At 63.1% G+C, this 15,859-nt stretch carries 12 protein-coding genes; 5 read left to right on the top strand and 7 right to left on the bottom strand.

Annotated elements, in window-relative coordinates; all coding sequences use genetic code 11:
• Nucleotide 1: 1 nt before the first annotated feature.
• The 3 genes from ACFWAD_RS10280 to ACFWAD_RS10270 form a co-directional block, all read right to left on the bottom strand.
• Nucleotides 2-1,219: a lipase family protein gene (locus ACFWAD_RS10280; protein ID WP_378543331.1), complete on the bottom strand. Its 1,218-nt coding sequence runs from the start codon at nucleotides 1,217-1,219 to the stop codon at nucleotides 2-4.
• A 15-nt stretch (nucleotides 1,220-1,234) separates the two neighbouring features.
• Nucleotides 1,235-2,878: a Na+/H+ antiporter gene (locus ACFWAD_RS10275; protein WP_378532423.1), complete on the bottom strand. Its 1,644-nt coding sequence runs from the start codon at nucleotides 2,876-2,878 to the stop codon at nucleotides 1,235-1,237.
• 122 nt (nucleotides 2,879-3,000) lie between these two features.
• Nucleotides 3,001-3,192 (bottom strand): antitoxin, encoded by a 192-nt coding sequence (locus tag ACFWAD_RS10270; RefSeq protein WP_214884047.1) that lies wholly within the window; start codon nucleotides 3,190-3,192, stop codon nucleotides 3,001-3,003.
• Nucleotides 3,193-3,372: 180 nt separating this feature from the next.
• On the opposite strand from ACFWAD_RS10270, the gene ACFWAD_RS10265 reads away from it, so the two are divergent.
• Nucleotides 3,373-4,515, top strand: coding sequence for a diguanylate cyclase domain-containing protein (locus ACFWAD_RS10265; RefSeq protein ID WP_378543329.1), 1,143 nt, complete (start codon nucleotides 3,373-3,375; stop codon nucleotides 4,513-4,515).
• A gap of 6 nt (nucleotides 4,516-4,521) precedes the next feature.
• Here the strand turns inward: ACFWAD_RS10265 and ACFWAD_RS10260 are convergent, their stop codons facing one another.
• From ACFWAD_RS10260 to ACFWAD_RS10250, 3 genes are all read right to left on the bottom strand, one after another.
• Complete coding sequence (locus ACFWAD_RS10260) at nucleotides 4,522-7,026, bottom strand: HAD-IC family P-type ATPase (protein WP_378543327.1); 2,505 nt, start codon at nucleotides 7,024-7,026, stop codon at nucleotides 4,522-4,524.
• Nucleotides 7,027-7,102: 76 nt separating this feature from the next.
• Complete coding sequence (locus ACFWAD_RS10255) at nucleotides 7,103-8,218, bottom strand: MBL fold metallo-hydrolase (RefSeq protein ID WP_378543325.1); 1,116 nt, start codon at nucleotides 8,216-8,218, stop codon at nucleotides 7,103-7,105.
• 62 nt (nucleotides 8,219-8,280) lie between these two features.
• Nucleotides 8,281-9,012 (bottom strand): enoyl-CoA hydratase, encoded by a 732-nt coding sequence (locus ACFWAD_RS10250; protein ID WP_378446313.1) that lies wholly within the window; start codon nucleotides 9,010-9,012, stop codon nucleotides 8,281-8,283.
• 112 nt (nucleotides 9,013-9,124) lie between these two features.
• On the opposite strand from ACFWAD_RS10250, the gene ACFWAD_RS10245 reads away from it, so the two are divergent.
• Both ACFWAD_RS10245 and ACFWAD_RS10240 read left to right on the top strand, forming a co-directional pair.
• Nucleotides 9,125-10,228 carry an NAD(P)-binding domain-containing protein gene (locus ACFWAD_RS10245; protein WP_378543323.1) on the top strand — a complete coding sequence of 368 codons (1,104 nt, stop codon included), beginning with the start codon at nucleotides 9,125-9,127 and terminating at the stop codon, nucleotides 10,226-10,228.
• Nucleotides 10,225-11,667 carry a phospholipase D-like domain-containing protein gene (locus ACFWAD_RS10240; protein ID WP_378543321.1) on the top strand — a complete coding sequence of 481 codons (1,443 nt, stop codon included), beginning with the start codon at nucleotides 10,225-10,227 and terminating at the stop codon, nucleotides 11,665-11,667. Before ACFWAD_RS10245 ends, ACFWAD_RS10240 begins: the two co-directional genes overlap by 4 nt.
• Nucleotides 11,668-11,671: 4 nt before the next feature.
• Here the strand turns inward: ACFWAD_RS10240 and ACFWAD_RS10235 are convergent, their stop codons facing one another.
• Nucleotides 11,672-12,214 (bottom strand): hypothetical protein, encoded by a 543-nt coding sequence (locus ACFWAD_RS10235; protein WP_378543319.1) that lies wholly within the window; start codon nucleotides 12,212-12,214, stop codon nucleotides 11,672-11,674.
• 353 nt (nucleotides 12,215-12,567) lie between these two features.
• On the opposite strand from ACFWAD_RS10235, the gene ACFWAD_RS10230 reads away from it, so the two are divergent.
• Together ACFWAD_RS10230 and ACFWAD_RS10225 are read left to right on the top strand one after the other, a co-directional pair.
• The gene (locus ACFWAD_RS10230; protein ID WP_378543317.1) at nucleotides 12,568-15,441 is read left to right on the top strand and encodes an ATP-binding protein; all 2,874 of its coding nucleotides are present in this window, start codon (nucleotides 12,568-12,570) and stop codon (nucleotides 15,439-15,441) included.
• Nucleotides 15,438-15,854, top strand: coding sequence for a roadblock/LC7 domain-containing protein (locus ACFWAD_RS10225; protein WP_378543315.1), 417 nt, complete (start codon nucleotides 15,438-15,440; stop codon nucleotides 15,852-15,854). The genes ACFWAD_RS10230 and ACFWAD_RS10225 overlap by 4 nt, the downstream gene beginning before the upstream one ends.
• The last annotated feature ends 5 nt before the right edge of the window (nucleotides 15,855-15,859 follow it).

Genomic DNA, 15,859 nt, shown 5'->3' with positions numbered 1-15,859 from the left:
TTCACGACCCGCAGGTATTCGGCGCCGGCACACCTGCAAATCGATCCTTGACCCACGCAACAGCTCCCGGCACAGCGGCGCCGTCCGCGTGACCCTCGCCCGGCCGCGCGTGGAACTCGATGACGTCACCGTCGGCGCAGGCACGTTCGACTGCCGCCTCGGTCCATTCCGGACGGATGAGGTTGTCATTCGTACCGACGACGACGTACATGGGACCGCTCGCCCGTTGACGTGGGAGAGCAACGTCGCTGAGCCACGCGTGAATTCGATCCGCGTCCTCGGCGGTGGCGGGCCGGGTGTCGGCCGGCGTGACCTTTCCGACTAGGCCCAACTTTTCGGTCGCGCGAGAGGTCAGGCACGAGGTGAGTAGTTCGTAGTTCTGCTCGAATGCTCCGCGCACGTAGTCGGTTCGTTCGAGTTCGGGATGGGTGAGTGAGAGTCCTTCGAGCACGTACGGGAGCAGCAACTGCTGTGGGAGAGACAGATTCACCTCGGAATCACTCGAGATGATCGGTGAGATGTCCGCAGCCGGGGACAGGTTTGCCGCACCCACGAATTCGAGGCCGTCGCCGTACGTCTCGGCTTCCTCGGCTGCAGCCCAGGAGGCCTGCCCGCCTTGGGACAGCCCCAGAGTTGCCCACCGAGTCGAGGTGTCCGGAACGACGTTGCGCGCCGCTCGAACCGCGTCGATGACGTTGAACGCCGCGGTGTCGGGTTGCAGGTAAGGATGCGGATCCGGAGTGCCGAGACCCTCGAAGTCGGAGACAGCGACAACGTATCCCGAGTCGAGGAACGGTGCGACCAGGCCGATCGTGCCGAAAAGAGTCGGCGACGTCGACGGCGCACAGTCGTCCGAAATACCCGTCGTGCCATGGCCGATGGAAACGATCGGCCAGCCACCCTCCGGCGGAGTTCCAGGCGGCGTGAACACCGTTCCCGATACCTGAGTCTCCCGGCCGTCGATGCCGGAGGTGGAGCCGTAAAGGATCTTGACCGCACTCGCTCGGGACGCCGCCACTTCCGCTGTGCTGGTGAAAGGTTGACTGTCGAACACGACGCCGCGTTGAGCATTGTTCTCGACCGGCGGGGTGGTGGTGGTCTCGGTGTCGGTGACAGATATGTCAGGCGAGACATCCGATCCGCAGGCGACGCTCACGAGAAGTGCGCTCGCCACCAGTACTCCCCAGCCTGCGCGAACTCTCGAACTCCGAACCGTCATACGCAGTGTTCCCCTCTATTTGCCCGCGCTGCCTGCTCGGCGACGCCTGACACGTTCCTCGGCTGCGGCCTCTTCGATGTCGAGTCCTTCCAATACGGTACGCAATACCTCGTCGTCGAGATCGCCGTCGTCGCGTGCGGCGATCAGCGCAACTCGCTGCGAGCGCAGTGACTGATGCCGGAACTTGTCGAACAACGCTCCCGCGTTCCACAGGACAGCCTCGCGATCGGCGTCTTCGTCGACCTCCTGGAGTTGAAGCCTCGCCTGCATCGAACGCCGCACACGTTCGACGATTGCCTGCAGTTCCTTTCCGTCGATCCCCGGTGGAGGGTGCGCCGCAGCGTCGGCCAACGCCTTCTCACCGGCCTTGCGAGAAATGTTGCGTGCCAGCTCCATCTGTTCCTGCGTGCGCAACTGCTCGTAGGGATCCGCGACGTCGAGGCGGCGAATCATGAACGGCAGAGTCGAACCCTGAATCAGCAGGGTCCCGACAGCGACGATGAACGCGATCGCCTGGATGACGCCGCGTCCGGGGAACGGCTCGCCGGACGAGAGCGCAAACGGAATACCGCCGGCGGCAGCAAGAGTCACGACGCCGCGCATGCCCGCCCACGAGACCACCAGATTCTGTTTCCACGTCAGTTGATTCTCGCGATCGCGGCGCAGGGTTACACCGAATCGAACACGCGAGTAACTCAGGAACAGCCACAGAGGCCGAATCACGATGACCACGGCAAGGACTGCGAGACCGTATGCGAACACGTGAAGCACCGGAAGCCCGTCGGCGACAACATCGTCGATCACGAAGCTCAGTTGTAGACCCATGTATGCAAAGACGAACATCTCGAGAAGAGTGTCCAGACTCGACCACACCGAGCGCTCCTGCAGTCTCGTCATGATCGACGCATCCGTCGAATAGTGCCCGATCACCAAGCCGGCGACCACGACGGCCAGAACACCGGACGCGTGCAATTCTTCGGCGGCCAGGTACGCAGCGAACGGAAGCACCAGCCCCAAGCCGGTTTCGAGTGGAGAGTCGTACATGCGGGCACGAACGAACTTGACGACAAACGCCAGCACCAAGCCGACGACGACGCCACCGATCACTTCGTACGCGAAAAACAGCAGGGGCGAATCTGTGGCAATCCTGGTTCCTGTCACTGCCGCGACGGCGACGGTGAAGAGCGTCAGCGCGGTGGCGTCGTTGACGAGCCCCTCGCCCGTCAGGATGGCGATGACCCGTTTCGGGAGCCCGAGTTTCTGACCGACCGCCACCGCGCTGACGGCGTCGGTCGGCGCGATCACGGCCCCGAGCACGAGGGCGGCGCCGATCGTGAACTCGGGCACCATCCATTCGGCGAAGAAGGCAACCACGAACGCCGTCACCAACACCATTCCGACGCCGAGACGCAGAATCGGTGCCAGGTTGCGTTTGAAGGTCGCCACCGAAAACTTCAGAGCGGCCGAGTAGAGCAGCGGCGGCAGGACCACACCGAGAATGACGTGGGGGTCGAGTTCGGGTCGCGGCATACCGGGTATGAACGATGCGACCGAACCTACCGTCACCAAAACCAGCGGGGCCTGCAGGTTTCGTCGATTGGACAGCCCGGTGACTGCGATGGCGGCAATGACGACCAGCAGAATCCAGGTGAAGTTCACGCGTTCATTCTGCCCGCCGACCCTGGGAGTTCACCCAGCGGACGCACAGAAGCCCGCAACCTTTTCGGTTACGGGCTCCTGAGCAACGGTGTTACCGAAAAACGGTATTGCCGAATCCGGTCTTACTGCTTTTCGGGAACAGCCTTCTTGGCGGCCTCGGCTGCCTTGTCGATCTTGTCGCCGTACTTGTTGCCGGTCTTGTCGTCAGCAATGTCGGCGACCTTGTCGATCGCGTCGTGAACCTTGTCGGAGTTCTCCGCTGCGAGCTCCTGGCCCTTTTCGACCAATCCCTTGACGTTGTCCAAGAAACCCATGTCCGTGTCCTCTCCCGGTGCTGACGCACATCCTTCGGCGGAATCGTTCCTCCGCGCCCTTCGATTCTCACAGGTCGACGGCCTCCGCGCCAGAAAGCAGGTCCGTGCGCACGATCCTCGCACTACTCGAGGTAGCGTTAACCCGCCAATAGCTGATTGACCGCCCATCGACATCGACAGGTGCCCGGTTTGAATGCAGGACTGCGCGGGACGGGGAGCGATCCCCACCCGACGCGTGAACTGCTGTCTCGGTGGTGGTCAGACCGTACCGATTACAGTTGGCTCCCCCGATTCCTCGACACCCGCGGGCTGACCGTTCCCGGGCGCAAATTGGTTGCGCTGTGGTGTTTCCTCTTCGCCCTGATCGCGGCGACGATGCAGTTGAGTCGCTTCGGTTCCGACACTGCCCTGGCGCGGTCGGTCCTCGCTGTCGGAAGCATCAGCGGGATCTACGCGGGTTGCCGTTGGGCACGAAACGAATCGTGGCCCACCTGGCGACAATCCGTGGCCTTTGTCGTCTGGGCCGACCTGTGGCTCGCCGTCACGCTTTTCTTCGCTGTCCGCACCGCTTTCGTCGGAACCATCGGCTGCATCCTGTTCATCATGATCGGCTTCTACGCCGCGATAGTTCACAGTCCACGCGTTGCCATCACGCACATCGGCTGGGCTCTTGCCGTCTGTACGACGCTCGCTGCCAAAGCGATGTCCGAACCGGTCAACGACAACTGGGTGGTCGTGAACCTCTATCTGATGGTTGCCGGTGTGGTTTTCTCCACCGCCTGGATTCTGCAGATCGTCTGGCTGCGTCTGACCGACGACGCACGCAATGCCCACCGGGACTACCTCACCGCGACGCTCAATCGCCGCGGACTTCAAGACGAGGCACAGCATCTGCTGCGCAGTGATCGAACACAGGCGCTGATCGCACTTCTGATCGACGTCGACTCGTTCAAAAGCCTCAACGACACTCACGGCCACGTCGCGGGCGACGATGCGTTGACCGCTGTCGCCGACCGCCTCATCGCTGCCGCCGGACCCGATGCGGTGGTGGCGCGAATCGGTGGGGACGAGTTCGTCGTCCTGCGCGGAGTCGATCGAGGAGATATCGAACAGGTCGCCACCGAGATACATTCGGCGGTCTCGTCCGACTCCGATCCCTATCCCGTATCCGCCAGTACCGGCGTCAGTGTCTATCTGAGTCCCGAGACGGACTTACCGGATCGAGCTGTCAACGAACTGATCGAGCACGCAGACAATGCGATGTACCGGGCCAAGAAGCGCGGCGGCAATCGCATTGCCTGGGTGCAGATGTTCAGGCGCTGAAACTGCCTACTCGCTGTGCGCGTGGTGATGCTCGCCGGGTAAGTCGTCCGGCGTGGCGAACATCTTCCGTTTCTCCCCGTGCAGGCGTGCGCTGATCCACCACGAGAGTTCCACCAGTACAACACCGATCGCGCCGAGGGTGATCGCGAGCGTCGTAGCAGCGACGTTGCTCGGATCCAGTTTGAAGAACTCTCGGGTGAACGGGAGAGCGAACAGAATCAGATAGCCGGCCACCGATCCACCGATCAGGACAAGCTTCCACCAGACGTACGGCCTGGCCACGACGGCCAGAACCCACACGGCGATCATGATCAACGTGATGAGCGCGCTGGTTCCGGCCTGGATCTTCTGAGTTTCCGTCTGGTCCGGACCTTGGTAGGCCAGCACGTAGGAGATGAACGTGGTGATGCCGATGATCAGACCTGACGGCAGCGCCAAGCGCATGACGCGGGAGACGAAACCGGTTCGCGCGCGCTCGTTGTTGGGTGCCAGAGACAAGATGAAGGCCGGGATACCGATCGTGAACCACGCTGCGATCGTGACGTGGCGGGGAAGGAACGGGTACGGCAGCGGTTCGAAGTCGAAGACCTGGGACAGGACGCCGGTGATACCGATCAGGAATGCGAGTACCACCGAGTAAACGGTCTTGGTCAGGAACAGATTCGACACACGCTCGATGTTGCCGATCACTCGGCGGCCTTCCGCGACGACGTACGGAAGCGTCGCGAACTTGTTGTCCAGCAGCACGATCTGGGCCACCGCTCGCGTGGCCGGGCTACCCGAGCCCATCGAGACTCCGATGTCGGCATCCTTGAGCGCGAGAACGTCGTTGACGCCGTCACCGGTCATCGCGACGGTATGTCCGCGAGACTGCAAGGCCGCGACCATTTCCCGCTTCTGATCCGGCCGCACGCGACCGAAGGTTGTTGCGCCGTCGAGAGTGTCCGCCAGCTTTTCCTGATCGCTGGGCAGCTCCCGCGCATCGATCGGACGGTCGCCACCTTCGAGTCCGAGTGACCCCGCAACGGCGCCGACGGAAACCGCATTGTCACCGGAAATGACCTTGACCGCGACCTTCTGACTGGCGAAGTACTCCAACGTCTCCTGTGCGTCCGGACGCACCTTCTGCTCGAGTACGACCAGCGCTTCGGGGGTGACGGTTCCCGGTGCGTCGGCGTCGTCGACGGGGAGGTCGCTGCTGCCGAGCATGAGGACACGAAGTCCGCTCGACCCCACCTCCTCGGCCTTGCGGGCCATTTCCGAGTCGGGATCGAGCAGAACGTCCGGGGCACCGAGTACCCAGTTGCCGTTACTGCCGTACGACTGGCCGCTCCACTTCTTCGCCGAGGAGAACGGCGCCACCGCTGTCGCTTCGCCCCACCCGGAATCGTCGGAGAGCGACTCGCGAATCGCCAGGACACTCGCGTTGGGACGAGGGTCGGACGCAGCCATCGCGCTCAGCGCAGACTTGACCGCAGCCTCCCCCGATCCGCCCGGTGCGACATCGACCTCGGACAGGCGCATACCGTTCTCGGTCAGCGTTCCGGTCTTGTCCGCACACACCACGTCGACACGAGCCAGACCCTCGATCGCCGGCAACTCCTGAACGAGGCACTGGCGCTTGCCCAATCGGATGACCCCGACCGCAAATGCGATGGAGGTCATCAGCACCAGACCTTCGGGAACCATGGGAACGAGAGCTGCCACCATGCCGTTGAGTGCCGGTCGGATCGGCAGGCCGATGGTGAAGAGCTGGTTGAAGATGATCAGCGCACCCGCCGGAATCATCAGGTAGGTGATGAATTTCAGGATCTTGTCGATGCCGCTGCGCAGTTCGGAATGCACGAGGGTGAACTTGCTCGCCTCTTCGGCCAGCTTGGCCGCGTATGCATCGCCGCCGACCTTGGTGGCGCGGTATGCACCACTGCCCGCGGCAACAAAACTGCCCGACAACACTTGCTGGCCGCTCGCCTTGTGAACCGGATCGGCTTCACCCGTCAGGAGCGATTCGTCGACCTCGAGTGCGGCGGAACTGACCACCTCGCCGTCGACGACTATCTGGTCACCAGATCCGAGTTCGATAATGTCGTCGAGCACAACATCTTTGGGTGCCATTGCCACGGCGACGCCGTCACGCCTGACCATCGGCTTGGCCTGACTCACGATGGCCAGAGCGTCGAGCGTGCGCTTGGCGCGGATCTCCTGGATGATGCCGATGCCGCTGTTCGCGATGATCAACAACCCGAACATGCCGTCGATGATCGAGCCCGTCGCGAGCACGATCACCAACAACACGGTCAGGATCGCGTTGATGCGAGTGAAGACGTTGCCGCGAATGATGTCCTTGACCGAGCGGGACGCCCGGTCCGGCACGTCGTTGGTTTGCCCCGACGCGATCCGGGCCGCAACCTGATCGGCGGTCAAACCCCGGACGACGTCGACGTCGTCCGGCAATCGCTCAGGGGCGACCGCCACTGCTGTCTCTTCTGAACTGGTGTGCTCGTGAGCCATGGTCAAAGATTACGCACCCTGAGCAACTAATCAGGGTCCGACTCGAAAGGCGACCACGTCCGCGGCGCTTCTCCGCTCATCCCAGCGGTATCCACCACTTCGACGGAGGTGTGGGCGACAACGCGTCGATCCTGCCGCCCGGCATCGGAACCGACACGGTCGTGCCTGCCTCCGCGGCCGACTCGTTGAGGCGAATGATCGGCTCCGACCACGAGTGAAACGCGAGGTTGAAGGTCGCCCAGTGAATCGGGACGAATACACCGCGCGACCCGTCGCCCTTGTTGAGGTCGATGTGCGTCTGCACTGCCTCTTCCGGATTCATGTGAATGTCCGGCCAGCGCACGTCGTACGCGCCGACGGGGAGAAGCGTCAGATCGAAAGGCCCATAGGTTTCACCCAGCTGTTCGAAACGTGACGTGTATCCGCTGTCACCACCGAAGAACACCCGGTGCTTCGGACCGGCGAACACCCATGACGCCCACTGGGTCGTGTTCCGGACGAGACCGCGACCGGAGAAGTGACGAGCCTCGGTGCACGTGAGAACCAGCTCGTCGATTCTTGTCGACTCGTCCCAGTCCAATTCCACGATCCGGTTCTCGGGCACCTTCCAGTGCCGCAAGTGAGCACCGATACCGATCGGCACGACAAACGGAGCCGTCTGTGTGCGAGTCAGAGTCTTGACCGCCGCCATGTCGAGATGGTCGTAGTGATCATGCGAGATCACGATCGCATCTACCGCCGGCAGATCGGCCAAGGCTACCGGAGCGGGATGCATTCGTGCGGGACCCACTGTGGCCGAAGGTGATACGCGTTCGCTCCACACCGGATCGGCAAGCACACGGTAGCCGTCGACCTCGACGAGAACGCTCGAATGGCCGTACCACGTCACCGCCGCGTCGCCCGCTACCGCCGGTGCCAGCGGAGTGGCCAACGGAATCGGCTGACGCGGCCGACCCGTCGACCCTCGTGTAGCCATCGACTTGAACATCCCCGCATCGGTGCCCGGGACCAACGTGCTGCTGGGCTCCGAATTGTGGAACTGCCGGTCCCTGTATCGCGGGGACATCGCCGCATACGGTTGCACCGTGTTCCGCGATGCCCCGATCTGGGTCGGGATTCCCCATGCGGCTCGCGCCACCCATCCTGTTGCCGCGGCAACAGCAGCAATTCCGAGAAGCGTCGTCTTCTTCATTCAGACGAGCGTAGCCACTATCTGCCCCGCGTGCGTAGCTCCTGTTTACTCTGCAACTGGCTTTACTTTCCCTTGAATACGGGAGGGCGGTTTTCGATGCGGGCGGCGCGGGCTTCCTGGACATCCTCGCTGAGCCAGGCGGCGTGAAGGGCGTCGAGTTGCTCGGGAGACTGCTCCTCCATGGTGCCGTCGTCGTTGAGGACCATCTTCATGTGCCGCAAGGACAGCGGTGCGAGATTCGCGATGCGGTGTGCCCATTCCTGAGCGTCGGCGAGGGTTCCGATCTTGTTGGCGAGGCCGCGGGTGAAGGCTTCCTCGGCGCCGATCTGCTCGATGCCGAGCAGGATGGTGCGCGCCGGACCGCCGCCGACCAGCGACGCGAGCCGGCGCATCGTCCACTTGTCCACCGAGACACCGAGGGTGGCTGCCGGGATTCCGAAGCGAGCGCTCGGTGCTACGACGCGCAGATCCGACGCGATGGCCAACTGCGTACCCGCGCCGATGGCCGGACCGTTGACGGCGGCGATGACCGGGATGGGCGCAGTGTCGATCGACCGAAGCATCTCGAACAGGCGGTCGGTGAAGCCCTCCATGTAGACGTCACCGGAGAGGTCTGCCCCTGCACAGAACGCCGATCCCTCACCGGTGATGACGACGACGTGCGCATGCTCGGCGACTGCCGCATTCATCGCGTCCCGTATCGCGATGCAGAGTTCCGCGCTGAGCGCATTACGACGCTCGTGACGCTGCAACTCGATGGTCACGACGTTGCCGTCACGGGAGAACCCGATCATGTCCGCTCTCTTTCGTTTCTGGAAGGCTCGACACAGGGATGTTCCGAGGCGCCGATACCGTCCGCATACTTCTCTGCAGCTAAGTTCTGTACATCAGGAGGTTAGATTACCGATGAGTACAGACGACCTTGCCGCACAGCAACCACACCCGGTTGACGTGGTGGTGATCGGCGCAGGACAGGCCGGACTCTCCGCCGCGTACTACCTGCGCAAGTTCGGAATCGCACCCGAATCGGGGTTCGTGGTGCTCGATCATGCGTCCGGTCCGGGCGGAGCGTGGCAGTTCCGTTGGCCGAGCCTGACACTGAGCACCGTCAACGGTGTGCATGACCTCCCGGGAATGTCTTTCGCGGAAACCACCGGGACCGACGCCCAACAGGTGCCTGCATCGGTGGCTGTCCCCCACTACTTCGAACTGTACGAAAAGCAATTCGAACTTCCCGTCCACCGCCCGGTACACACGCGAGTGGTGTGCCCGAGGGAAGAGCGACTGCGGATCGAGACCGACCACGGAGTGTTCGCGGCCCGAGGCTTGATCAACGCGACGGGAACCTGGGAGCGACCCTTCATTCCCCATTACCCTGGGGCCGATTCATTTCGTGGCCGACAGCTCCACACGAAGGACTATCGAACCGCCGCGGAGTTCGAAGGCAAACATGTTGTCGTGGTCGGCGGCGGGATCTCGGCCGTCCAACTGCTCGACGAGATCTCACGCGTCACGACCACCACCTGGGTGACGCGCCGCGAACCGGAGTTCCGCGACGAGCCGTTCACGCCGGACATCGGCCGCGCTGCGGTGGCCATGGTCGAGGATCGTGTACGACGCGGTCTGCCACCGGGATCCGTTGTTTCGGTCACCGGCCTCCCCGTAACGCCTGCCATTCGGGCAGCACGTGAGCGTGGTGTGATGAATCGACTCCCGATGTTCTCCGAAATCCTTCCGAACGGCGTGAAGTGGGCCGACGGCACCGCTATCGATGCCGATGTCATCTTGTGGTGCACCGGATTTCGTAGCTCGCTCGATCACCTGGCTCCGTTGCACCTACGAGGGCCGGGTGGCGGAATCCCGATGACAGGACGCCTCGCCACGCAGGTCGAAGCCGACCCTCGCGTGCACTTGGTGGGATACGGTCCGTCGTCTTCGACGATCGGAGCCAACCGCGCGGGCCAAGCGGCAGCTCGCGAACTGACGGCTTACCTGGGGATCGGCGAATGAACAGAATTCTTGTTCCGGGCGAAACCTGCTGGCGCATCGAGCCGGCAGACAATCTTGCCTGCATCGTCGACGCCGCTGACTACTTTCATCATGCGAAGTCCGCGATGTTGCAAGCCGAAAAGCGAATCATGTTGATCGGCTGGGACTTCGACACGCGTATCAAACTCGAACCAGGCAAGCAGACGCTCGACGGCCCCAACCGGTTGGGAATGTTCCTCCGCTGGCTGGTCCGCGAGAAACCCGACCTCGAAATCCTCGTACTCAAATGGAACATCGGGGCGTTCACCGCAATCGGCCGCGGTATGACTCCTGTCTTCGTGTCCAACTGGTTGACCGACGAGCGCCTTCGGTTCGAGATCGACGGCGCCCATCCGGTGGGCGCGGCGCACCATCAGAAGATCATCGTCATCGACGACGCCCTGGCGTTCTGCGGCGGCATCGACATGACTGTGGACCGCTGGGACACCTCGGATCACGTCGACCGAAACGATTACCGAATCACGCCGAGCGGAAGGCGTTACGGCCCTTGGCATGACGCGACCACGGCGGTCGACGGCAATGCGGCGGCGGCCATCGGCGAATTGGCGCGGGCACGCTGGAAATCCGCAACCGGCGAGGATCTCACACCGGTCGAGAGCACTGCGACTCCGTGGCCCGTCAATCTGGCGCCCACCTTGCGGGTTGTCGACGTAGCCGTCGCCAGAACATTGCCGGAGCTCGGCGAACGCACGGAGGTGCGTGAGATCGAGGCGCTGTATCTCGCGGCCATCGCCGGGGCCGAGCGCACGCTGTACATCGAAAGCCAGTACCTCGCCTCACGCACTCTGGCAGAGGCGATTGCCGCGCGCCTGCGTGAGGACGACGGACCGGAGATCGTTCTGGTCATTCCGCGCAACGCCGACGGTTGGCTGGAACAAAAGGCGATGGACGGGGCGCGCCACGACCTGTTGCATCTGCTGTGGGCCGCCGATATCCACAACCGATTCGGTGCGTTTTATCCCGTGACCTCTTCTGGCGCACCTATTTACGTACACGCCAAGGTTCTCGTGATGGACGATCGTCTCCTGCGAATCGGTTCGTCGAACCTCAACAACCGTTCGATGGGGTTCGATACGGAGTGTGACATCGCCGTCGAATCCGACGACGCCGCAGACGTCGAGTTGCGGGCCTCGATCATCGGTTTGAGGCGCCGCCTGCTCAGCGAGCACCTCGACGTCACCGAGGAAGAAGTCGACGACGCATTGCGTGAGCGCTCACTGTTGTCGACGGTTCGCAGTCTTGCGTCTTCCAACGCTCGCAGTCTGCGCGAATTCGACCGGAACACAGTGGACGGCGAAGACCACGTGCTCGCTGAAAACGCGCTGATGGATCCCGAGCGCACGCCGCCCAGACTGAGCGACCGAATCGAGGGATTCCGTCGTCTCCTCGGTAAACGCTGAGACACTAGAACACGCGGACGCTGTGCCCGGTTGTCAGCGAGAGTTCGACGAGTCGTACGGCTCGATCACTCGGGACGAGCACAACGAGAAACGTATCGCTGTCGCTGTCGAGCCAGGCCACGGAAACGCCTGCCCCGGCGATGTTGTCGCCCACCCGCGCGAGAAGCGATTCCAGTCCGGCAGCTCGATCGAAGGCAGCGGCAAGGCTCTCTGCCCACTCCCACGATCCCGCAATTGCGGGCGAAGACCTCAGCTCTCGCAGCTGGCCGAGAACCTCGCCCGCGTCCTCGTTCCAGTCCACCCAGACGAGGAGTTCTTGTTCGTGCATCGCGTCGACGAGAGCGAACCACGCCAATTCGGGGTGTGGCTTCTCGAGCTTCTGTGAGTACAGCTCGTTCTGTACTGCGACATACCGTTCCGGGTAGTCGATTGCGAGAGTCACACGGTCGATGACTGTCGGGCTGTTCGGGGCCAGCAGTTCCGCGATCGCGCGCAACGCATCGCGAGCAGGTCCACCCATTACGTCTCCAAGGTTCGATTCGGTCATCGGCGCGGTTTCCACAGTCTGACACGCGGGTCCGCCTCGTACGGACCTGTCCTCGACGTTCGGTGCAGAGTCAGACACCGTTGCGGAGAGTTCCCTCACGCTTACGAACCAAAGTTCAGATAGCTACCAAATCGAACAACTCGGCTATCCTATTCGCCGCACTTGTCCGTTTAGCCTTTCACCTGGTCTTACAATCCCGATATAGTCATGGTCGATCCGTTGAGACAACTGGAATGTAGCGAGCCAGCGAACAGTCTGTTACCGTTCAGCTAACTACTCCTTCTGGTCAAACCGGATCGAAGGGGTTCGGGCAATGACCCACGGGGGGTTGACGTGAAGGGGCCATGTTCCGCATGAAACACGATTCACACACGACAACCTCTTGGTGGTCGATCGGCGAATGGCGCCTGGGATGGAAGGTCATCGCTGTCCTCGCATTGCCGATGATCGTCGCCGTTGTCCTCGGAGCCCTTCGAGTTCAGACAGAACTCGAAGAAGCCGCGCAGCTGAGTTCCTCGTCCGAGCGCGCCCTCGCAGTGCCAGCAGCGATCAATCTGGAATCGGCTTTGTACGAACTCGCCGAAGCGGCATCGGCACGCTCCGGCACCGCTCCTGCCACGCAAGCAGTCTCCGACGCGATGGACCAACTTGTCGATGCCGCCCGCACGTTCCAGTCCGACGATGCCCTCAACGACCAAGTGACTTCGGCGTTGGCCGAGAGCCGTTCCATCACCGAGGAGATCGCCGCCGGCGCGGTGGCACCCGCTCGCCTGGTTTCGCGGGTCGGTGAGGTCTCACGAGCCCTTTCCGGCACCTTCACCAGCGTCGTCGAGCATTCTCAGCGCCCAGTCCTGCGTGAACAGGGTGGTCGACTGTCCGCACTCTGGGAAGCGCGACGAGCCTTGGCCGAACAACGAATCCTCTTCGGCTCAGGCGATCCGGACCAGCAGGCTCGCACCTCGATGGTCAGCGCTGCCGGCGCCGAACTGGTCGCTCTGAACAACATCCTCACGATCGACGGAACCAACGACACCGTCCAGGCACTCAGCAACTCGGCTCAGAACCGGATCAACGCACTCGGATCCACTCCGTCGACTTCTCCCTTGGGGAGCCGCGTCGGCACCGATCTGAAATCTGGAAACGAGCAGTACAACAGCCTGACTGACACCACCGTCACCGAGTTCGGCGATACCGTCACCGCTGAATCCAACGCCGCACGAACCGCGGCACTTCGCGATACCGCAATTGTGCTCGGCGCGGTCCTGCTGGCGCTGGCCATCGCCCTCGTCATCAGCCGATCGCTCATCGATCCGATCCGCCGGTTGCGATTTGCCGCCTTGCAGGCAGCGAGACGCGGACTTCCCGACGCGATCGAACGAATTCGCGCAGGTGCCAGTACCGACGAACTCGACTTTGCCCGTGTCCCGATCCGCACCCACGAGGAAATCGGCGAGCTCGCACGCGCCGTGGACGACATGCACGGTCAGGCGATCACGCTCGCCGGCGAGCAGGCCACCCTGCGGCGCCAGGTCAACGACATGTTCGAAACGCTGTCGAGGCGCAACAAGTCCCTCGTCGACCAGCAACTCGGTTTGATCGAACAGCTCGAGCAGGACGAAGACGACCCGCGTCGCCTCGAGAATCTGTTCCGCCTCGACCATATCGCCGCGAGAATGCGCCGAAACGGTGACAACTTGTTGGTTCTCGCCGGAACCGATGTACGCCGCGCCAGGACCGCCCCCATCGCCCTCGGCGATACCCTTCGCGCCGCCGTGTCAGGCGTCGAGGAGTATCGACGCGTCGAACTCGGGCAGATTCCGCCCGGAGTCGTCACCGGTCATGCGGCCCCGGACGTCGTTCACCTCATCGCCGAGCTGCTCGACAATTCGCTGCGGTACTCCCCACCTGAGACCACCGTCTCCATCAACGCCGCCCGCACCATCGACGGCTCCATGATCGTCGAGGTCGCTGATCTCGGTATCGGCATGTCACCTGCCGATATCCTCGATGCCAACGAACGCCTCGCCGCCGGCGGCGAGATGAGCGCAGATACAGCGCGTCGCATGGGTTTGTTCGTCGTGAGCCGAATCAGTCGTCGCTACAACATCTCTGTGCGCCTGCGCCCGACGGCAACGTCGTCGACACACAGCGGCATCACCGCCACGGTGCTCCTACCGACGTCGATTCTCGATTCTTCTCGGGCACCCGAGATCCGCACGCCGCGAACCGGACCCGTTCCCACGCTCGATCGGACTCCCCCTCCCGCAACGTCTGCACCGTCGGCACCGTCGGCACCGTCGGCACCGTCATGGTCACAGCCCGTCCCGACCGAATCCGCACCTCTGCGGCCTGCGACCCGAAGCTTCGCTGATCTCCCGCGTCGAACGCCCGCCAACAGCACCGATCGGACTGAGACGTTCGCCCCGGTCACACCGCAGTCGACGCCGCCGGCAACGGCACCTTCGGGGCTACCGCGTCGCACCCCGGGCACCAGCGGAGTACCGGCGGTCAGCACCTCGACTCCGGCTTCTCCGGCACCCACCTCGTCGGTGTCATCCTTCGCTCCTCTGCTCGATCCCTCGGGGACAGACGCACCAACGGCCCTTCCCGTTCGGGCTCCGTCGCCGGAATTCACCTCGCCGGCAAAGGGTCCCGAGATTCCGGTGGGTCCCCAACCGTCGACAACTCCGCCGCCACGGCACCGGCTCTCAGCCCCGACACCGACAAATACTGCGGCGTTCTTCTCCTCGCGTACCCGTGACGGGCTCTCTGCCCGACCATCGGCGCGCGCTGACAGCGCAGGCGACGGCAACTCGAACGGCGCGCCCGCCGCCCCGTCCACGATGCCGATTTTTGCCCGGATGGTGTCGGAGTGGCTTGTCGATCCGACGGCGGAGACGTCAGCGGCTTCCACCGGCAGCTCGTGGACCACGGACGCCGATCAAGGCTGGGTGGCTGCTCGAACGTCATTCGAAATGCCGGTCACCAAGATCGCCGATTCCGGACTTCCCATTCGGGACCGCGGAGCCCGGCTGGTTCCTGGCGCCGTCGGCGGTGGCGGCTCGACTCAGCGTCACGCATCCAATCCGGCGGACGTCCAACGCGGTTGGAGCAGTTACCAATCCGGAGTACAACGAGGGCGTCGGCACGCCGCCGACCATCAGCGCGATGGCGGACAGTCTTTCGAATCGTCCACGATGTTGCACAACGATGAAGGAGAACAGTGAACACTGTCGGAGCCCAAGAGACTCCCCGCGCACTCGACTGGCTGGTTTCGGCTTTTGCCCGAGACGTGCCGGGTGTGAGTCACGCGATCATCGTCTCAGCCGACGGGTTGTTGACGGCCTCGAGCTCACACCTGCCGCTCGATCGGGCGGATCAATTGGCCGCTGTCACTTCCGGACTCGCCAGCCTGTCCGCGGGTGCATCACGCCTCTTCGACGGTGGGGCCGTCATGCAGTCCGTCGTCGAGATGGAGAACGGGTACCTACTTCTCATGGGTGTCGGTAGTGGTGCTTACCTTGCCGCCCTCGCCGTTGCCGGATGCGACATCGGCCAGATCGGTTACGAAATGGCGACTCTCGTCGATCGCGTCGGGACAACCATGGACATTGCTCCGCGAACATCGCAGGGTATTTGAGTCCG

The organism is Rhodococcus sp. NPDC059969, assembly GCF_042738325.1.
Lineage (GTDB): Bacteria > Actinomycetota > Actinomycetes > Mycobacteriales > Mycobacteriaceae > Rhodococcus_F.
The sequence above is the reverse complement of the archived record's forward strand: the minus strand, read 5'-3'. Positions and strand labels throughout refer to the sequence as shown.